An 18022-nucleotide genomic window follows, 5' to 3' on the forward strand; every position below is an offset into this window, starting at 1 on the left:
GTGCCGGAAATTCGGCATAGTATTTGCTGGATTTTCGGCAAGAGGGGGGATGACATTGCTAGCAGTTTCGACACAAGAAGTCATTGAGGCGATTTTGGGCAGTATTGATGAGGCTATACACGCAGTAGATGAAAATGGTATTACAATTTTCTATAATACTGTAGCTGCAAAACACGATGGATCAAAAATTGAAAAAGTGTTAGGTAAACATTTGTTAGAAGCGTTTCCTTCTTTATCTAGGGAAACAAGTACGTTGATGAAAGTATTAGATACAAAAAAACCAATCGTTCATCAAGTGCAGCATTATCAAAACTTAAATGGGGAAGACATTTGTACAGTAAATACGACGTTACCTATTTTCATAGATGGAAATATTGCTGGAGCTGTTGAAATTGCAAAAGATTATTCCACAGTACAAAAACTTACCGATACAATAGTCGATTTGCAGTCGAAAATAAAGCGGTCATCTAGAAAAAAAGCGGTCAAAAAGGATGTTGCATTTGAAACGATCGTGACGAATGATGCTCGGTTTAAACAGACGAAAGAATTAGCACAAAAAGTAGCCCCAACCGATGCGAATGTTTTAATATATGGGGAAACAGGAACAGGGAAAGAGTTATTTGTACAAGCGATTCATGAAGCCTCTAAGCGAAAGAACAAGCCGTTTATTGCACAAAACTGTGCAGCTTTGCCAGAGTCTCTATTAGAAAGTTTATTGTTTGGAACGACGAAAGGTAGTTATACGGGGGCAATTGAACGAGCGGGATTATTTGAACTTGTAGATGGAGGGACATTGTTTTTAGATGAACTGAATTCAATGCCACTCGATTTACAAGCGAAAATGCTACGTGTATTAGAAGATGGTGTTATTCGTCGTATTGGTGATAATAAGACGAGAAAAGTAGATGTTCGCGTTATTACCGCAATGAATCAGCCACCAGAAATATGTTTAAAAGAGAATAAAATTCGCACTGATTTATACTATCGATTAAATGTCTTTTCATTATATATTCCGCCGCTCCGTGAAAGAACGGAGGATGTATTATTGTTAGCGTCTTATTTTTTGAAAGAATATAATAAAAGTTATAAAAAAGGTGTACTTCAAATGGATAAGGAAGCGAAAGAAAGACTACAAGCTTACCAATGGCCTGGAAATGTTCGGGAGTTAAAACATACGATTGAACATGCTGTCATTATTGCAGAAGGGAATACATTAACAGCTAATTGTTTACCGCGTACATTTCGAAAAGAGAGTTTTCCAAAGAAGAAGGGCATATTGCCTCTTAGAGAAGCACTTCATCAAACGGAAAAAGAATTAATAGATCAAGCGTTAATTGAAACAGAAGGGAATATATTACAAGCTGCAAAAATGTTAGGTATCCCTCGTCAGACGCTTCAATATAAACTGAGTAAGTACGACAAAACCGCCGAATAATTGGCGGTTTTTGTGTGTTTGCACCAATAAAAGAGCGTTTACATATATAAAAAGTAATGAATATGATAGTATGTATGGATTTCATACAGTGCTTAAAAATATTTTTTTCGCTTATATAATAGGGTTATCCGTACATTTACTTATCAATAAAGTAAAGTTGGCATAACTATTGCTTATATAAAGGATGAGCGTATAAAAAGGGGGAATAGCAATGTTACATGATGTATACAAACCAAATCGTCACTGGAAGGATATCGAATTATGGAAAGATGTTACTGAAGAGCAATGGAATGATTGGGTTTGGCAATTAACGAATACGATCAAAACGTTAGATGACTTAAAGAAAGTGATTAACTTAACACCTGATGAAGAAGAGGGCGTTAAAATTTCAACGAAAACGATCCCGTTAAATATTACACCGTACTATGCTTGGTTAATGAATCCTGATGACCCACGCTGTCCGATTCGGATGCAATCTGTACCGATCTCGGAAGAGTTATATAAAACAAAATATGATTTAGAAGATCCGCTTCATGAAGATGAAGATTCACCAGTTCCAGGGTTAACACATCGTTATCCTGACCGCGTACTATTCTTAGTAACGAATCAATGTTCTATGTATTGTCGTTACTGTACACGCCGTCGTTTTAGTGGACAAATTGGAATGGGTGTGCCGAAGAAACAATTAGATGATGCAATTGCTTACATTCGTGAAACACCACAAGTACGAGATGTATTAATCTCTGGTGGTGATGGTCTTCTTATTAACGATAAAATTTTAGAATATGTATTAAAAAATTTACGAGAGATTCCGCACGTTGAGATTATTCGTATCGGAACGAGAGCGCCGGTAGTATTCCCGCAGCGTATTACAGAAAACTTATGTAACATTATTAAAAAATATCATCCAGTATGGTTAAATACACATTTCAATACATCTATTGAAATTACTGAAGAATCGAAAAAGGCATGTGAAATGTTAGCGAATGCTGGTGTTCCAGTCGGAAACCAAGCAGTAATTTTAGCTGGTATTAATGACAGCGTTCCAATTATGAAAAAACTAATGCATGACTTAGTAAAAATCCGTGTACGTCCATATTATATTTATCAATGTGACTTATCTGAAGGTATTGGTCATTTCCGTGCACCAGTTTCTAAAGGTCTTGAAATTATTGAAGGTTTACGCGGACATACGTCTGGTTATGCAGTACCAACATTCGTTGTTGATGCACCAGGAGGGGGCGGTAAAATTGCGCTTCAACCAAACTATTTAATCTCGCAAAGTGCAGATAAAGTTGTACTTCGTAACTTTGAAGGTGTTATTACAACGTATCCAGAGCCAGAAAGCTACATTCCAGGAAGAGCAGAAGGGTACTTTAAAGAAATTTATCCAAACTACGAAGAAAAACGTTCAGATGTTGGTATCGCAGGCCTTATGAGTGATAAGAAATTCAACCTTGTTCCAGACGACTTACAGCGTATGAACCGTCGTAAAGACTATGAAGAGAATGAAACGCATGCAACATTAAAAGATAAACGTGATAAGCGGGACCAATTGAAAGATAAAAAATATCAAGCACAAATGGCTAAATTAGAAGAAAACGACAAAAAAACCGAGGGTGATGCAGTATGAATTGTATGTGGTGTGACAGTACAGAAGCAAAAGAAAGCTTAAATACTGTATATTGGGAATTGCCAGATGGTACGAAAGCCATTGAAATCCAAGAGACACCATGCATTTCTTGTTCCTCATGTGGTATGGACTATCAATCAGATCAAACAGTGAAAGAAATAGAAGATCAATTGTTTTTAATTTATACGAAAGATTTACCAAAACAACTAACATATGAAGAATTAATGGGAAGACCCCGTCTATTAAAAAGAAATTATTTTGACTTTTAACCAGCTTTTCTGCTGGTTTTTTTCTTTTTTGCCTTGTATAATGTACCCAAGTTAGAAAGGTAGGGAATATTTTTGAAAAAGACATTTTACCACTATATGATGAAGCATCGTGCAGCTTTATTTAGTAATGAAATATCGAATTTAGCAGAGGCAATGTACGATGATTTAAGTTTTCCGAAGCAATCTGAAGATTACGATGAAATTAGTTCATACTTAGAGCTAAGTGGAATGCTAGCAAGTATGTCTATATTTGATGAAGCGTGGGAGTTATACATACAAGATAGATAAAAACTATATGAACTTTTTTGACGTGAAGCTAGTCTATTTGCTAGCTTTTTTTACGTTGTAAATAAATTTTCATATAGTGATATTTTTTATTGAAAAAATTTATGAATATACGCTTCTGTGATAAGCGTTTTTATGTAGGTTGCATATACTGTTATCAAAATCACGACGTCAAAAAAAGGAGAGATATAGATGGCAAGGAAAAAGCAACCTAAATATAACGTAGGGGACATAGTCGTGATTACGCTATATGGAACCGTTGGTAAAATCACAAATATGAAGGTTTTAGATGGAGTTTACGTATACGAAGTCAATAATCATGATGGATTTTACGTAGAGCAAACATTGCAGCATGTTACTGAGCAAGATATGAAAAAAGGTGAAACTGAGTGGATTGAATTAAACTATAATTTCACATTTGGTGATCTCGTGCAAGTAACAGGATACGATAAAGATGTGTTTCGAATTGTTGGTTTTCGTACAGAAGTATGGAGATATAAAAATGACGCATGGGAAGATACAATATATGAACTATCACGAATTACGGATGGTGAATGGTTAGAAGCGGATGAGTCAGATTTAACGTTACTTGCTAATGCTCAAACGGCAAATGCAATTTTGAAGAAAATGAAACAAGATAAAGCAGGTATGAATAAATTAGATTTAGGAAAATTAAAGTCAATTAACAACTCAAAAAAAGTGAGTGTTAAGACAAATCGTCAAGAAATCATTGATGGATTACTTGATATTTATAACGATTATCAATTGTTATTTGATACATTTAAAGATGAAGAATACAAAATTGTTATGGATGTTGTTCATAATTATTTAGTTAAATTGACAGAGAAAAAATAGTTAACTAGAAAGAGAGAATGAATTGAACAACAACATATGCAGTATAAGGTATGCCTACAACTATTAAAAAAATAAAAAGCCATTTAATAAGAGAGTCTGCCCATTGATCTTCATGCATGAACTCTTCTTTTGTTTGCCCTACTTCTTGCGTTACCTCGTATTGATATTCCATAATTATTTCCCCCTTTTGATAGCTTGTACTACCATCGTATGCATCTCGTCCAAAGGATATGACCTATAAAAAAAGAAAAACTATTTTTCTAATCTCATATACATAATTTTGAGATTTTTTCATAAAACAGAAATAAAGGAGTGATGCTCATGAAGGAAATTGAAGTCGTAATTGATACGGAAGAGATTGCGGAGTTTTTTTATGAGCAACTAATTGAAAGAGGATACGTCCCAAAACGAGAAGAAATTGAAGATCTTGCAGATATTACATTCGAGTACTTATTAGAGAAATGTATGATTGATGAAGTTTTTGATGAAGAGGATGAGTGAAAGTAACGACGGGCCTAACTCGTCGTTTTTTACTCTTTACAAACTTGTCACAAATGTAGCCAGCAATAGTTGGTATAATTAAAAGAAAATTTTACTCAAGAGGTGAAGGGATGTTCAAAAAAATTATTGATTCTTTATTAGGAAAGAAAAAATATCGTTCGTATTCTAGTAGTGATTATCGCCATAGAGGTCGCTCTTATTCAAGTAGCGATTATAAACGACGTTCATCTGGTTATGGGCATCATCATTATAAAAGAAAACGTAAAAGCCGTAGCTTCTTTTCAAGTAGCTAATGAAATGGCGTCGTATACTAGCTTTATTAGATAGACCACTACGAAAAAACACAATTGTCGCAGAACGTTATAAAATTGAATCAGTAATTGGAATGGGCAGTTATGGGGTTACATATGTCGTTAATGATTTACAAATAAATAGATATAAAGTCTTAAAACAATTAAGACAAAGTAAACAAAGATATGAGTCCGGTAGAAAATCATTTGAGCATGAGAAAATGATTTTACAAACATTAAACCATCATGCAATTCCTAGTTTATATGATCATTTCGTATGGGAGAAAAAAAGCTTTTTTGTGATGGAATATATGCCTGGTAAAAATTTCGAGGATTATATTTTCTCGGATGGGCATGTATATACAGAACGTGAAGTTTTTAAAATTTTATATGAAATATTAGAAATTGTATCAGTTTTTCATAGTAAAGGTATTATTCACCGAGATTTACGCATTCCAAACATATTAATGAAAGAAAACGAAATTAGTATTATTGATTTTGGATTGGCGAAATTGAAAGGCGAGGGGGATGAACGAGCTACAACTTATGAGGGTGAACAAGCTTTGATGCGAGAAGTTCACTTTCGTAGCGATTTTTATGCGCTTGGTCATTTCTCATTATTTTTATTATATGCAGGCTATGAATCTAATGAAAAACATGAAAAGCCATGGTATGACGAATTAACTTTGGAAAATTACAACCGTGAAATGTTGATGCGAATGTTACAAATAAAAACGCCGTACTATGAGAATGTACAAGATTTAAAAAAAGATGTAGCTTTTGCTTTAGAAAGGATGGAGGATCCATGTTTCAAAAGTTTTTAGCAAGCGTTGGTATCGGTAATGCAAAAGTAGATACAGTTCTTGAAAAAGGTGAGTATATTGTTGGTGAAGAGATATACGGGAAGGTTCATATAACGGGAGGTTCCGTTAGCCAACAAATTGAAAGCATTTACTTAACGTTATCAACATCATATGTACGAGAAGTGGATGATAAAAAAGTAACAACAACATATGATTTAGAGCGAGTTCGTTTAACAGAGCCTTTTTCTGTTGAGCCGAATGAAAAAAGAGAAATTCCATTTTCATTTAAAATGCCAGTTGAAACACCGCTTACTCTTGGAATGAAAACAGTTTGGGTGCACACAGGCCTTGATATTAAACGTAGTATAGATCCAAGTGATCGTGATTACATTCAAGTGTTGCCAAATGCGCTATTAAATAGTGTGTTAGAGAGTGTGAATCAATTAGGTTTTAAAGCGCGTCATATAGAATGTGAAGAATTACCGTATCGATTACGTAAGCAAATTCCATTCGCACAAGAATTTGAGTTTGTTCCTGTTTCCGGAGAGTATTATGGAAAATTAGATGAACTAGAATTGTTGATTTTGCCAAATACTTACGATCGCTTAGAGATTATTATGGAAGTAGACAGAAAATCTCGTGGATTAGCAGGTTTATTTGCAGAAGCACTTGATCTTGATGAGAAAGTGATTCGCTTTACAGTAACGAATGAAGATATTCCAACGATGAAAGAAACAATTAACAATTATATTTTTTAATAAACTATGCATAAAAAAGAAATGGAGAGGAAAACTAAAACAACCGCTCCATTTTTTGCATAGTGAGGTTATGTATGTGAAACGATATCGACATTTATACTTGTTAAGTTCAACGCTACTCATTTGTTTTGTCGTATTATCACTTTCGTATCATACCGCTTGTATTGAGAAATTTGACAATATAGTCGCGCATTTTATTCAAAGTTTTCGAAACGATTATTTGACAGCCTACTTTACTTGGGTGTCTTTTATCGGTTCCAAAAGAATATATTTTCCGTTACTCATTATTCTTGTAATGTATTTTCTCGTTAGAAAAAAGTTGCTTAGTGCATTACTTCTAACAATTAATTATTATGGATCTCGTTATTTAAACAGTATGCTTAAACTATGGTACGAGCGAGCAAGACCTGATGTAACACAGCTTGTTACTGCAACTGGATATAGTTTTCCGAGCGGTCATACGATGAATGCTACTGCTTTTTTAGGATTTATTGCATACGTCACGATTACAGAAGAACGTATTACATTGCATAAAAAATTGTTGATTATTTTTATAGCGAGCTTTGTTGTATTATCTATTTCAGTTAGCCGAATATATCTTGGCGTTCACTATCCATCTGACATATTAGCAGGATGGGCAGCTGGCGGTAGCTGGCTCGTTTTATGCGTAATATTTCATAAAACGTTCATTAAAAAAGAACCTATGTCATAATAGGTTCTTTTTCCATTGGCTCAACATGAATGTGCGCATGATAAATGCCAAACTTTTTCCGAAGCATAGCCTCGATGTTGTCAGTGATACAATGACTTTCTCCAACATCCATACGAGCATCTACCTCGATTGTAATATCAACGTACGTTTGATTCCCGTACATACGAGCACGAATATCTACGATGTTTTCCACGCCACCAATATGTTCAATCGCATCAGCATACTCTTCCATCTTATCTGGATCGATTCCATCCGTTAACATATGAGAAGCTTCTACGAAAATCTCCCATGCAGTTTTACAAATAATAAGACCGACAATTAAAGCAGCAATAGGATCTAAAATAGGCATTTGGAACTGTGAACCGACAATGCCTACTACTGTACCGATACTTACGAGGGCATCTGATAAATTATCCTTTGCAGCTGCTTCTAATGATTTACTTCTTGTTCGTGCTGCAATCTTTTTCGTATACAAATACACACAGTACATAACGACAGCAGAAAATAAAGCTACCCATGCAGCAAGTACATTAGGTGCTGCTTGTTTCGGATTTAAAAAAGATTGAATGGCACTAATAACAACTTCTAATCCGACCGTTGCCATAATAAAAGAAGCAACAAGTGATGCAATTTGTTCTGCACGCGAATGCCCATATGGATGATCTGGATCACGAGGTTTTCGAGAGATTTTTAGACCAATTAATATCGCTAAAGAAGCACCGATATCTGTTAAGTTATTTAAACCGTCAGCACGTAATGCGCTAGAGAGGGTAATATAACTGATGATGATTTTCATAGAGGATAAAAATATGTAGGCCAAAATGCTGACAATAGCACCTTTATCAGCTTCTTTATGAGAAAGAGTATCCATTTTAATCACTCACCTTTCTACAAGGAATTTCTTTCTATAAATAGAGTATCAAACGAAAGTCGTGTGGGTCTATACAAACATTGTTGACGTTTTATAGCTTTTTAAGAAGTGGATAACAAAGTTTCATGAAGGAAAAATATGTTGTAAAGTGCAAAGTTAGAATATGAACGCGATTTGGATCTATGTATAGGGGGGAGGAGAAGGGAGTTTAAATATGTACACTTCTGACAGCTGATTTGGAAAAAATAAAAAACCCTCTAGAAAATATTTTTCAGAGGGTTTTCATCTTAGTATGCTTCTAAAAACTCAGTAACTTGCTCTTCAGTTTTTGCATTAGCACTATGTAAGTGGCCTAGCTTCTCGCCATTTTGATATACAAGTAAACTTGGAATACCCATTACTTGATACTCTTCAGCGATACTTGGGAACTCATCTTTATTAATAGAATACCATTCAAACTTATTGAACTCTTCCATCACATCTCCGATAAAGTTGTCCATACGCACGCAATCTGGGCACCATGTAGTAAAGAACTTAACAACTACTGGCTCCTCGCTTGCGATGATGTCTTTGAATTCCTGTTCAGATTTGATTTCTTTCATGTTAGTTTCTCCTTTTTCACTATCAATATTTTTGGTTATTTAGTTGGTGTATTTGCTGTGAAAGGAAAACTTACAACGAGAGCCTTTCTTTTCGAATAATTCGTTAGCAAATTCATCCACCGCAGTTTATTGAAGTCCTAGCATAACATGTGAGTAGATATCCAGTGTGATTCTACTTTTTATGTCCTAGTCTTATATGCATCTTAAATCTAGAAATAAATATTAGGAACCTCACTTTTCTTTATAAGCTTTTTCGTGAGCTGTGTCAAACTTCTGAAATTGTAAGGCTACTATTTATTAGTAAGGTAAATTGTATTCATGATAGCCATTGCTAAAACGTTCTTTTCCTCAGATATTTTTATGAGGTGGTGTGAGAGAAGAGATTAAGCGGAGTTCCAGCAACAATTACACCCAAATAAAGTAATCCATGTAAAAGAAGCAAGGCTAACTAGAAGGGGGAATTGCGGCACTGTATAGAGTGAAAGAAAAACATGATGTGGAGCGCGAAAGAAATCGTAAGAACATGTTAGGAAGTATTTAGCGGTAGAAGTCAGGGGGAATGTAGATGTGATAGAAAGACAGTATTACATTATTCTTTCAAAGGGGGTAATTAGGATGATGAAATGGGTAAAGAAACTATTTTTTAAAATGCCCACCCTGCATTGTTTGTGAGAAACAAGAAGGTGAGCTTCCATTAAACGAAAAGAATGTAATTTGTAAAAAATGTGACCAAATTACGTATGAACAAGACATAGAAAGAGATTCCTAAAACCTTTACATCTTATTCCATAAATAACAAAGCTGGTGAGCTTCTGATTCAAGAGCTATTACATGATCATTATTAATAGAGTTATTCGTATACATTTTGTTCTTTTGGATATTAAGGACCGTATAATTCACATCGTTATGTTCATTTGAAAATGTTGAGTCGTTTAATAATGTTAGTGTTGAGTTGATGTTATATTTATCAATTCGCTCTTTTTTTCCTTTGAAAAACAGTTTAATAAGATGCGGCTCATCATTAATGAGCAAACCGAGTTCAGGCGATGAGCGGACGATTAAATTATTTGATAACCAATGCGATTTACCTGGATCAAACCAAGAGACGTCTTTGTTTTTAATAAATTTTTTGTACTGCTTTATAACATCAATGTAGTTTTGCTTTTTCTTCTGGTCAACAGTCTGTACTAATGTCTCAAAACAGTCAAAAGGTAGTTCGTTTTTATGAAATTTAATAACAGTTTCTCGTAATTGTTTCCAGTAATCAAAAACCGGGTGATATTCAGGTTGAGATTTTAAATTCTTTACAAAATTTGTTTTAGCAGCACTACTTTTCAGTGTGAAGTCTAAAAATTGTGTAAGTCCCACTTTAATTTCCGCCATGTTACACCCCCTTTCCGAACATTATTAATTCGATAGCGGAAAGGGAAATCCTGCATTTTGAAGGCGGTGAAAGAAATGCTAGATGATGAAGAGTTGATGGAACAAGAACGGCTCTTTTGTTTGTATTATGTGAAATACTTTAAAGGGAAACAAGCTGTACGGAAAGTTAGGTATGTAAAGAGAAGCACGCATAGTACGAGTAGTCGATTACTTAGAAGAGAACGTATAGCATTTCAGGTCAGAGAGCTTAAAGCAAAATGGTTGAAACTATATTTGGGGAAGTAATGAGTGGGTTAAATGAGTAAATCAAGATTGCTTTTACTAATACGAAAAAAGGTCCTGTTGTTTCCAACAGGACCTTTCCTAAAATGGCAAAGAGTAACTCTTACCTTACTCTTCTCGTATATAATACATGAAAAAGATAGATGTGTATACAACAAGAAATTTCAATATAATTATTCGAATATAGTGTTTAAAAATAAAAGGGTGGAATTTTAAATAAGGAATTAAATTACAAACGCTGATTTATCAGGTGATACAAATGAATTTCTATCAAATTGTAGTTAATAAAGTGATATTGAGATAATAAGATATGTAATTTTGCATACCGGATTGTAAAAGCGAACAAGGGTATAAATGATCTAAATAATACGGAAGTTGAGGGAGAGTAATACTAAAATTTCATTTGTTTTTTTACTGTAATAAATTCATTTGAATAGAAGTGAAAAATAGAGGTTTGCCTTAGTCATTTATGAAAGTCAAGAATATTTATAACCATAGGAGTAAATACACAGGTCCGATTTTTGTAATGATGGAGGGAATTGATGTGGACATAACTCAAAGCATGGCAAGAATAGTGGTGAATGGGAAAGATCTTCCGTTTCGTTCAGTTAGTACTTCTGTATGGAATCAAGGGCCTGTAAATGATTTAATTGTTTCAACAAACCAAAGAGTCGAGGATTTTTATCAATTTATGTGGTCGCAAGTACCAGTAATGCTTGCAATGTATTTTCTTCAAGGGGCAGACTTAATGAGATTTGCTAGAATTACTGGGATTAATCAAAATGTAACGGGAGAATATATTTATCATTTCTCTTGGGGATAAAATGAATGTAAAGTAGCGTAACAGCTGCTTTTTTAATTTGTAAAGGAATTTAATGAGGTTAAGAAAATAAGATTAAAGCGTGATATAGATAATTTGTGACTGTATTTAAGCTCATAAAGATACTCGGTTACTTCTTTTAATACAATGGCTTTTACAAACAAATGTATAGAAGTATACATAAGAAAAAATGAAATAAGTCGAATAATATTTCTCTATGTATATTATGATTAACACGAAGCACGTAGGGGACTGCTATAAATATGAAGTTTTTAAGGAGCACAAGAAAATAAAAAACAGAGAGACATATTTTTGGTCTCTCTGTTTTTTTGTTTTATTCACAAATAGTTCCGGTTGCTATACCAGTTGGAGCGACACCTACTGGGACATTAGTGATAACAGTATTCGTAGCAATATCAATAACGGAAACAGTATTACTAGCTTGATTTGTAACATATGCAAGAGTGCCATCAGGTATGATGGTTACTTGATCAGGGGATAAGCCAACAGAAATTGTATCAATCACAGTATTTGTTGCTACATTTATAACTGATACATTATTGCTCACTTTATTTACAACGTAAATAAGATTTCCACCCGGTGTAATATCTATACCAACAGGTTCTGTACCTACGTTAATTGTATTAATAACTGCATTGGTAGCGGTGTTAATAACAGAAACAGTATTGCTGTTTTGATTTGTTACATAAGCACGAGTACCATCTAGTGTGAAGACGATTATTCTAGGACGAATACCAACAGGAATCGTAGCGCTAACGGTATTCGTAGCAGTATTAATAACAGAAATATTGTTGCTTAATTCATTTGCAACATATGCAAAGGCTCCATTTGGAGAAACAGTGATTCCTTGCGGAGCGTTACCAACAGGAATTGTATCAATGACAGTGTTAGTAGCAGCATTAATAACAGAAACCGTATTATTACCGTGATTTCCAACATAAACAGTTGTGTTATTTGGAGAAACAGCTACACCAATCGGGTCGCTTCCAACAGGAATGGTAGCGATAACGGAATTTGTAGAGGTATCAATAACAGAGACAATATCAGAAAAAATATTAGTAACATAAGCGCGAGTTCCATTTGGTGAAACTGTTACTTCGAGAGGTGCATTATCTACAGTAATTGTAGCTACAACTGTATTTGTTCCGGTGTTGATTACAGATACTGTATCATCGGTAGGATCATCTATGACTCCTGCGTTTGTAACATAAACAAGGAAATTACATGCAGGTCCAGTTGGACATTCACATTCCCCAGTAGGTCCTGGTGGCCCTTCTGGCCCTTGAATTCCTTGCGCACCTTGAGGTCCAGTGGGTCCTTGAATTCCTTGCACACCCTGAGGTCCAGTGGGTCCTCCTGGTCCTTCAAGCCCTTGAATTCCTTGTATACCCTGAGGTCCAGTGAGCCCTGCCGGTCCCTCCGGTCCTTGAATCCCTTGTATACCCTGAGGTCCAGTAGGTCCCGGTGGTCCTGGTATTCCCATTCCGGTCCCTGAACCAGTCGGCCCCGGTGGTCCTGATGGTCCTTGAATCCCTTGTACGCCTTGAGGTCCTTGAGGCCCTGCCGGTCCTTCCGGTCCTTGAATTCCTTGAGAACCCTGAGCTCCTTGAGGCCCTGCTGGTCCTTCCGATCCCTGGATCCCTGGCACACCTTGAGGTCCTTCCGGTCCTTCAGGCCCCTGAATTCCTTGAGAACCCTGGATACCTCTAGGTCCAGGGAATCCTCTAGGTCCACGAAATCCTCTAGGTCCAGTGGCTCCAGTCGGACCTGGTGTTCCGATGTTACTTAATAACGAACTATTCAAGATTCCTTGTAAAATTAAGTTGAATATTTGCTGCAATAATGGGTCCGATATATTTGAACAGCTAATAAGTGAAGATAAGTTTTGGAATAGAAATTGGAATAATGCTGAAATTTGAGTAAGAGATGCGGTAGGTAAGGAATTGATTAATTGATTTATAGTTCGTATAACTAAATTTTTATTTGGAGTATTTGGTTGTACTGCAATTAATAAATCATTTAACGCTTGTAATGATGATTGGAGTATTTGTATAGTTGTTGGATTTGGTGTTGTGAAAAAAGAAAAGATAGCTTGGTTTAATTGGTTAATTAGGGACAATAATTCTTGTTGCTGAGAAAATGAGAAAAAAACAGGTGTACAACAATTAGTTTGATTACAAGAGGAAATAGAAATAAAACAGGGGAATTGAAACTTTTCGCACGGATCGTTTGAGTTTTGATTATGCTTCATAATTACCTCCTTTTAAAAAATTTACATGTTAAGTATGTCTTGAAAATTTGTATCCTCTACTGAATGTGAATTATTGGTAAGTGTATGTGTAATGTAAAATGTTCAGGAATATTTTTCTTCTAAGTATATGTTTAGAAAATCGAGACGTTCTTATGGGATGTATAATCAATACTTGGTTATTAACAGGAAGTGTAAGTAAGACTACAAAACAAAATGGAAGTATATTTTTATTAGCTTAAAACATAAAAAGAGTAATCTATGAGATCGTTGCTTGCAACTACTGATTTAAATGCTTTTTTATTGAACAAAACGCCCATTTGAATAGGAGGAGGTTAATGGTGAGGAAGACATTAGAAGAATTAGGAAGGTGTTATAATGAAGCCTTAAATGAAGGAGCAGAGTATGTAGCTGTTCAGATTAAAATAGATGGACTTTCTAGCGATGAAGTAATTGTTAACGACAAATATAACATAGATTCTAAACTAGCGTATTACAAGAAAACGTACAATGAAGATCTAGAACATAAATGGAATCCAAGAATTCGTATTGTAGGTTTTGCATATAGTTATTCATTTTCAGGAATTGTACGCAAATTAGGATTACTAGTTTAGTAGTGATGAAACTTAAGATAATTATTGAGGTGGATACCACAATTTAAGTGGTATCTTTTTTTGTTAAGGAATAAATAAAAAAGAGAGCTTAAGCCCTCTTTTTATAAATGCCTAACTTTTATGCACAGATTGGAATTCCTAATGCTATTAAAGTCAATGCTACTTGAAGAGAAAGTTCTAATCTAGCAATTTCGATTCCAGCAACTGATACCACTAAAAGAGGTTGTCCATTAACGAACAAAACACAACTTTCCATATTTACACCTCCCTTCTGGTAATCTACTACAATATATGAATTAAATTTAAATAACTTTATAGTTAAATTAATGAATTTTATAAAATTGATAAATTAATCTATCATATAAAATGAATTTTCATTGGTCTAACAACTGCTTCTTTATCACCTTATATAAAGGGTATGAATATATTAGTAGTATATAAAAGCATAGGAGTGATAGATATGTTTTTTACAAAGCTACGTGGTAGAAATGAAGTTCCACCAGTAGAAACAGACGCTCGAGGGGAGGCTTTCTTTAAATTAAGCCAGGACGAGCTTAGCCTAAAATTTAAGTTAGATTTATTTGATATAGAAGGATGTAGTAGTTGCCCATCTGCATATTGGAGCAAAAGGAACTAATGGTCCTGTTGTAGCTTTTTTATTTGGACCTATAACAAATCCGGTTTCAATAGAGTGTGCAACGCTTACGGGAATAATTACTCAAGAAGATTTGGTTGGGCCGTTAGCGGGTCAAACATTAGCTACTCTTGTAAATGAAATATGAAAGTGTAAGAGAGAATAGAAATTTTTAAACCTAATCAAAGCTAATAGACTAACTTTCAGCACCCACTGAAATAAAGAATCATAACATAATTTGTAATAACTTATATGAAAGTGAGCTGAAAAAAATGTTTTATTCGTATTTTTATTCTCAAGCGGGTATGCGACCAGCATATGGTACATCAATAACGTTTAGCGGAGCACAAAGTACAGTTCAAGCTGTTCAACAAGCGTTACAAATGCAACAACAAATGCAACTGCAACAACAAGGTATCCAGCCGTATTATTCATCTATGGAGTATTTTTATCCAGTGCATCAAATCACACCGTATGGAAGTTCTTTTCTTACGATTCCATATGGAACTGTCTTCAATCTATAAGCTGAAAATTTTATGAATAGGAGCAGGTATCCCAAACCGATTATTAACCTAACCATTACCAATTGGATATATACGGGAAACCCAGCTCCCACCTATCTTTATCACAGATGCCGAATTTTGAGGTATCCGCAAATAGCGGAAATAATTGAGGGGGATGAGTGTATATGTAAGCGTCAAATAGTTCCATCTACAATTTGTAAATAGCTGATGAGATAATCTTTGTACATACTCTACAAGTTGTTTTTTGATAAGAAAATATCGTCGATCGAAGAAAGAATGAGAATTATCTTATCATGACAAATGATGGATAGTGGCACTATATGAAAAGATACATGAACATTTACTAACGCGAACCAGGACGAGAGGTAGCAACGAAATCCTATCTGTGGTTATATCGTACAGGAAGATTGTCCTATGACTATCAATTTACAAGAGCAGGAGAACATCCGAACCGTTTTTCCCCATTTTGAAGTATATTTATAGCCATAACATCTTATGTTTTGTTTATAATTGTAAATATTTATTGAAATGTATAAATATTTTTTATGAATAAAAAGGAAAAATAATGCAACTTTTTAATTTGTTTATTCGTGTTATATATGAAAGGAGGAGGGGGATGGAGATTGAAGAAATATATAAAGTTTATATAAACGATGTGTACCGATATTTATTTTCCCTTTCTCGTAGCCATCATGTAGCGGAGGACTTGATGCAGGAGACTTTTTATCGGGCGTTTCTTTATCTAGAAGACTATGAAAACCAAAAGGTGAAATCATGGCTTTTTAAAGTGGCATATCATACCTTTATTGATTTTGTTAGGAAAGAGAAAAAAGTAGCTTTTGTAGGAACGGAGGAATTAGAAACAATTCAAGCAGGTGAATCTACAGAAGAGTATGTAGTCGCAAAAAATAGTTATGAAAAATTTATTCAGATTATTCATACTTTGCCAGTGGTAGAGGCGCAAGCTATTTTATTATGTGACGTACATCAATTAACGTACGAAGAAGGTGCTTCTGTATTAGATTTAAAGTTAAACACGTATAAAAGTCACATATTTCGCGGGAGAAAGAGATTAAAAGAATTGTTAAAGGAGGAAAAGAGTCAAAATGACAAATGATAAACCTCATTCTGAACAAGATGATTATAAAGAAATGTTACAAGAAGCTCTTCATCAAAGGCCGGATGCACTTTCTAATGGAAAACAGGAACAAGTGATGAAAATAGGAAAAAAAAGAGCGCGTATTACGAATGTTTTAATTGTATTTACTTTTTTATTACTTATTCAACCTATTTTATATATATCTACACTTATATATTATACATCGGCACCTACCAACGCAATGGAGATACGGAATGTAGTAAATCAAACATTAAGTGTAACAGAACCAAATGTATTTTTGAAAGATAGGGACATGGAGCAAACATTGTTACCGCTTAGTTTACAATTGCATTTTGATTTGTATAAAAGGGTAGGGAAGAAAGATATTCGAATAGGGGAAGAGAAAACAGATTATATATTTAGTAGAGCAACGAAAGTTAGCCGTGAATATACAACAGATGAAAAAATTCCGGAAGTCCCATATATAGATAACGAGGTATTGTCTCATCCTAATAATTATAATTCATCCTATAATAGTAGTGAAGAAGCGCAAGTATTAAAGGGTCTTCCGCAAGAATCTGTTGTAGAAGCATTTATATCTTTTAGAGAATTGTTGAGTGTACAAGAGGTAACGAATATGTTTCCCACTATTGATATCGTCTGGTATGCCGTTAATACAGGGTTAGAGGAGAAGCAAACGAATGACGAGGGTATGTATGTTGCTCCGATTGGCTTTCCAGCAGATATGATTTCAAGACCAAGTGGTGCTTTTGTGAGTGATTCACCTCATGAGGAACAATTTATTGATGTGTTAAAGTCATTACAGAAGCATGAAAATTTAGCAGTGAAGCTATCTAGAGCGAAAGTATTAGAGTTGTCAAAACGTATTTCTTTCCTTGAAAAAAATGGGGTAAAAACATATGGGGCAGTTGTAACTGGACCTAAAGCAGAAGTTGAAAAATTAATGAGTCACGAAAAAGTTAGAAAATTGAAAGTAGGTGAAGCGAGATTATGGAATTGGCATTCTTAAAAAAAAGAAAGAATCATATTTATAAACAGGAAACGTGGATGGGGACTATTTCATTAATTATTGCCTTTCTGGCGTTATTGTATTTGAACATTATATTGCTTATACAAGAAACATTTATAGGTAAAGGTTTTCTGCAAATAGTTGGTATTGGATTGGTATGCTCAGTTATAGGAATGATCACAAAAAGAAAAAGTCGGAAATATGCATTGTGGGCATGTAGTTTATATCTTTTTGTGCTACTGTTTTCTATATTTGGATTTATGTTAGGTTGGATGATAAGCTTTGGACCATAAAAATGTGTGAAAGGACGAATGTAAGTTCGTTCTTTTTTATGCATAAAAAGTAAAATAGAA

At 34.5% G+C, this 18022-nt stretch carries 23 protein-coding genes and 1 pseudogene; 18 read left to right on the forward strand and 6 right to left on the reverse strand.

The annotated features are described in order from the left end of the window. Nucleotides 1–49: 49 nt before the first annotated feature. The 5 genes from rocR to PDQ68_RS01720 all read left to right on the forward strand — a co-directional run bounded on the left by rocR (nt 50) and on the right by PDQ68_RS01720 (nt 4477). Nucleotides 50–1435: an arginine utilization transcriptional regulator RocR gene (gene rocR, locus PDQ68_RS01700; RefSeq protein ID WP_011040293.1), complete on the forward strand. Its 1386-nt coding sequence runs from the start codon at nt 50–52 to the stop codon at nt 1433–1435. A gap of 211 nt (nt 1436–1646) precedes the next feature. Then, nucleotides 1647–3068: a lysine 2,3-aminomutase gene (gene kamA / locus PDQ68_RS01705; RefSeq protein ID WP_000902137.1), complete on the forward strand. Its 1422-nt coding sequence runs from the start codon at nt 1647–1649 to the stop codon at nt 3066–3068. Continuing rightward, entirely contained in the window at nt 3065–3337 is a 273-nt protein-coding gene (locus PDQ68_RS01710; protein ID WP_000995764.1) for a YokU family protein, read from the forward strand. The genes kamA and PDQ68_RS01710 overlap by 4 nt, the downstream gene beginning before the upstream one ends. A 72-nt stretch (nt 3338–3409) precedes the next feature. Beyond that, complete coding sequence (locus PDQ68_RS01715) at nt 3410–3625, forward strand: YozE family protein (RefSeq protein ID WP_000750723.1); 216 nt, start codon at nt 3410–3412, stop codon at nt 3623–3625. Between the two features lie 189 nt (nt 3626–3814). Further along, entirely contained in the window at nt 3815–4477 is a 663-nt protein-coding gene (locus tag PDQ68_RS01720) for a hypothetical protein (protein WP_000101501.1), read from the forward strand. A 4-nt stretch (nt 4478–4481) separates the two neighbouring features. On the opposite strand, the gene PDQ68_RS01725 is transcribed toward PDQ68_RS01720, so the two are convergent. After that, nucleotides 4482–4649, reverse strand: coding sequence for a DUF3930 family protein (locus tag PDQ68_RS01725; protein WP_011040294.1), 168 nt, complete (start codon nt 4647–4649; stop codon nt 4482–4484). A 149-nt stretch (nt 4650–4798) separates the two neighbouring features. On the opposite strand from PDQ68_RS01725, the gene PDQ68_RS01730 reads away from it, so the two are divergent. The 5 genes from PDQ68_RS01730 (at nt 4799) to PDQ68_RS01750 (ending at nt 7541) form a co-directional block, all read left to right on the forward strand. Further along, nucleotides 4799–4978: a YozD family protein gene (locus PDQ68_RS01730; RefSeq protein WP_000658451.1), complete on the forward strand. Its 180-nt coding sequence runs from the start codon at nt 4799–4801 to the stop codon at nt 4976–4978. A gap of 110 nt (nt 4979–5088) precedes the next feature. Beyond that, the gene (locus PDQ68_RS01735) at nt 5089–5271 is read left to right on the forward strand and encodes a hypothetical protein (protein WP_000473370.1); all 183 of its coding nucleotides are present in this window, start codon (nt 5089–5091) and stop codon (nt 5269–5271) included. Beyond that, on the forward strand, nt 5271–6092 hold the full coding sequence (locus PDQ68_RS01740) for a serine/threonine protein kinase (RefSeq protein ID WP_000872048.1): 822 nt from the start codon (nt 5271–5273) through the stop codon (nt 6090–6092). The genes PDQ68_RS01735 and PDQ68_RS01740 overlap by 1 nt, the downstream gene beginning before the upstream one ends. Beyond that, nucleotides 6074–6829, forward strand: coding sequence for a sporulation protein (locus tag PDQ68_RS01745; protein ID WP_000486608.1), 756 nt, complete (start codon nt 6074–6076; stop codon nt 6827–6829). The genes PDQ68_RS01740 and PDQ68_RS01745 overlap by 19 nt, the downstream gene beginning before the upstream one ends. 76 nt (nt 6830–6905) lie before the next feature. Next, a complete protein-coding gene (locus tag PDQ68_RS01750) occupies nt 6906–7541 on the forward strand; it encodes a phosphatase PAP2 family protein (RefSeq protein ID WP_000833372.1) in 636 nt (211 codons plus the stop codon). Here PDQ68_RS01750 and PDQ68_RS01755 read toward each other — a convergent pair. The 3 genes from PDQ68_RS01755 to PDQ68_RS01765 all read right to left on the reverse strand — a co-directional run bounded on the left by PDQ68_RS01755 (nt 7531) and on the right by PDQ68_RS01765 (nt 10397). Next, nucleotides 7531–8412, reverse strand: a complete 882-nt coding sequence (locus PDQ68_RS01755; RefSeq protein ID WP_000380376.1) for a cation diffusion facilitator family transporter — start codon at nt 8410–8412, stop codon at nt 7531–7533. The genes PDQ68_RS01750 and PDQ68_RS01755 overlap by 11 nt on opposite strands. Before the next feature lie 287 nt (nt 8413–8699). Then, nucleotides 8700–9041 (reverse strand): thioredoxin family protein, encoded by a 342-nt coding sequence (locus PDQ68_RS01760; protein WP_223290742.1) that lies wholly within the window; start codon nt 9039–9041, stop codon nt 8700–8702. A 747-nt stretch (nt 9042–9788) separates the two neighbouring features. Beyond that, entirely contained in the window at nt 9789–10397 is a 609-nt protein-coding gene (locus tag PDQ68_RS01765) for a hypothetical protein (RefSeq protein ID WP_061183522.1), read from the reverse strand. Nucleotides 10398–10472: 75 nt separating this feature from the next. Between PDQ68_RS01765 and PDQ68_RS01770 the strand changes: the two genes are divergently transcribed. Both PDQ68_RS01770 and PDQ68_RS01775 read left to right on the forward strand, forming a co-directional pair. Next, complete coding sequence (locus PDQ68_RS01770; protein ID WP_227585420.1) at nt 10473–10682, forward strand: terminase small subunit; 210 nt, start codon at nt 10473–10475, stop codon at nt 10680–10682. Nucleotides 10683–11148: 466 nt separating this feature from the next. Further along, nucleotides 11149–11502, forward strand: a complete 354-nt coding sequence (locus PDQ68_RS01775) for a hypothetical protein (protein ID WP_061183523.1) — start codon at nt 11149–11151, stop codon at nt 11500–11502. 331 nt (nt 11503–11833) lie between these two features. Here the strand turns inward: PDQ68_RS01775 and PDQ68_RS01780 are convergent, their stop codons facing one another. After that, nucleotides 11834–13771 (reverse strand): YVTN family beta-propeller repeat protein, encoded by a 1938-nt coding sequence (locus PDQ68_RS01780; RefSeq protein ID WP_061183524.1) that lies wholly within the window; start codon nt 13769–13771, stop codon nt 11834–11836. A 338-nt stretch (nt 13772–14109) separates the two neighbouring features. On the opposite strand from PDQ68_RS01780, the gene PDQ68_RS01785 reads away from it, so the two are divergent. Then, nucleotides 14110–14382, forward strand: coding sequence for a hypothetical protein (locus PDQ68_RS01785; protein WP_153016944.1), 273 nt, complete (start codon nt 14110–14112; stop codon nt 14380–14382). A gap of 118 nt (nt 14383–14500) precedes the next feature. On the opposite strand, the gene PDQ68_RS01790 is transcribed toward PDQ68_RS01785, so the two are convergent. Next, complete coding sequence (locus PDQ68_RS01790; protein ID WP_000443219.1) at nt 14501–14638, reverse strand: DUF3956 family protein; 138 nt, start codon at nt 14636–14638, stop codon at nt 14501–14503. Nucleotides 14639–14842: 204 nt separating this feature from the next. Between PDQ68_RS01790 and PDQ68_RS01795 the strand changes: the two are divergent. The 5 genes and pseudogenes from PDQ68_RS01795 to PDQ68_RS01815 form a co-directional block, all read left to right on the forward strand. After that, a pseudogene (locus PDQ68_RS01795) lies at nt 14843–15161 on the forward strand (CHRD domain-containing protein); the annotation flags it as partial. A gap of 127 nt (nt 15162–15288) precedes the next feature. After that, a complete protein-coding gene (locus PDQ68_RS01800; RefSeq protein ID WP_061183526.1) occupies nt 15289–15540 on the forward strand; it encodes a DUF3947 family protein in 252 nt (83 codons plus the stop codon). A 616-nt stretch (nt 15541–16156) separates the two neighbouring features. Continuing rightward, nucleotides 16157–16657 (forward strand): sigma-70 family RNA polymerase sigma factor, encoded by a 501-nt coding sequence (locus tag PDQ68_RS01805; RefSeq protein WP_062822547.1) that lies wholly within the window; start codon nt 16157–16159, stop codon nt 16655–16657. After that, nucleotides 16647–17669: an anti-sigma factor gene (locus PDQ68_RS01810; RefSeq protein ID WP_061183528.1), complete on the forward strand. Its 1023-nt coding sequence runs from the start codon at nt 16647–16649 to the stop codon at nt 17667–17669. Before PDQ68_RS01805 ends, PDQ68_RS01810 begins: the two co-directional genes overlap by 11 nt. Further along, nucleotides 17651–17962 (forward strand): hypothetical protein, encoded by a 312-nt coding sequence (locus PDQ68_RS01815; RefSeq protein WP_061183529.1) that lies wholly within the window; start codon nt 17651–17653, stop codon nt 17960–17962. Before PDQ68_RS01810 ends, PDQ68_RS01815 begins: the two co-directional genes overlap by 19 nt. Nucleotides 17963–18022 lie beyond the last annotated feature (60 nt).

Source organism: Bacillus cereus group sp. Bc010 (assembly GCF_027716745.1).
GTDB lineage: Bacteria > Bacillota > Bacilli > Bacillales > Bacillaceae_G > Bacillus_A > Bacillus_A pacificus.

What these genes read in the sequence shown, in the direction of transcription:
- rocR (WP_011040293.1), top strand. Translation starts at nt 50, where the DNA reads ATGACATTGCTAGCAGTTTCGACACAAGAAGTCATTGAGGCGATTTTG.
- kamA (WP_000902137.1), top strand. Translation starts at nt 1,647, where the DNA reads ATGTTACATGATGTATACAAACCAAATCGTCACTGGAAGGATATCGAA.
- PDQ68_RS01710 (WP_000995764.1), top strand. Translation starts at nt 3,065, where the DNA reads ATGAATTGTATGTGGTGTGACAGTACAGAAGCAAAAGAAAGCTTAAAT.
- PDQ68_RS01720 (WP_000101501.1), top strand. Translation starts at nt 3,815, where the DNA reads ATGGCAAGGAAAAAGCAACCTAAATATAACGTAGGGGACATAGTCGTG.
- PDQ68_RS01725 (WP_011040294.1), bottom strand. Translation starts at nt 4,649, where the DNA reads ATGGAATATCAATACGAGGTAACGCAAGAAGTAGGGCAAACAAAAGAA.
- PDQ68_RS01730 (WP_000658451.1), top strand. Translation starts at nt 4,799, where the DNA reads ATGAAGGAAATTGAAGTCGTAATTGATACGGAAGAGATTGCGGAGTTT.
- PDQ68_RS01735 (WP_000473370.1), top strand. Translation starts at nt 5,089, where the DNA reads ATGTTCAAAAAAATTATTGATTCTTTATTAGGAAAGAAAAAATATCGT.
- PDQ68_RS01740 (WP_000872048.1), top strand. Translation starts at nt 5,271, where the DNA reads ATGAAATGGCGTCGTATACTAGCTTTATTAGATAGACCACTACGAAAA.
- PDQ68_RS01745 (WP_000486608.1), top strand. Translation starts at nt 6,074, where the DNA reads ATGTTTCAAAAGTTTTTAGCAAGCGTTGGTATCGGTAATGCAAAAGTA.
- PDQ68_RS01755 (WP_000380376.1), bottom strand. Translation starts at nt 8,412, where the DNA reads ATGGATACTCTTTCTCATAAAGAAGCTGATAAAGGTGCTATTGTCAGC.
- PDQ68_RS01765 (WP_061183522.1), bottom strand. Translation starts at nt 10,397, where the DNA reads ATGGCGGAAATTAAAGTGGGACTTACACAATTTTTAGACTTCACACTG.
- PDQ68_RS01770 (WP_227585420.1), top strand. Translation starts at nt 10,473, where the DNA reads ATGCTAGATGATGAAGAGTTGATGGAACAAGAACGGCTCTTTTGTTTG.
- PDQ68_RS01775 (WP_061183523.1), top strand. Translation starts at nt 11,149, where the DNA reads ATGAAAGTCAAGAATATTTATAACCATAGGAGTAAATACACAGGTCCG.
- PDQ68_RS01780 (WP_061183524.1), bottom strand. Translation starts at nt 13,771, where the DNA reads ATGAAGCATAATCAAAACTCAAACGATCCGTGCGAAAAGTTTCAATTC.
- PDQ68_RS01790 (WP_000443219.1), bottom strand. Translation starts at nt 14,638, where the DNA reads ATGGAAAGTTGTGTTTTGTTCGTTAATGGACAACCTCTTTTAGTGGTA.
- PDQ68_RS01800 (WP_061183526.1), top strand. Translation starts at nt 15,289, where the DNA reads ATGTTTTATTCGTATTTTTATTCTCAAGCGGGTATGCGACCAGCATAT.
- PDQ68_RS01805 (WP_062822547.1), top strand. Translation starts at nt 16,157, where the DNA reads ATGGAGATTGAAGAAATATATAAAGTTTATATAAACGATGTGTACCGA.
- PDQ68_RS01810 (WP_061183528.1), top strand. Translation starts at nt 16,647, where the DNA reads ATGACAAATGATAAACCTCATTCTGAACAAGATGATTATAAAGAAATG.
- PDQ68_RS01815 (WP_061183529.1), top strand. Translation starts at nt 17,651, where the DNA reads ATGGAATTGGCATTCTTAAAAAAAAGAAAGAATCATATTTATAAACAG.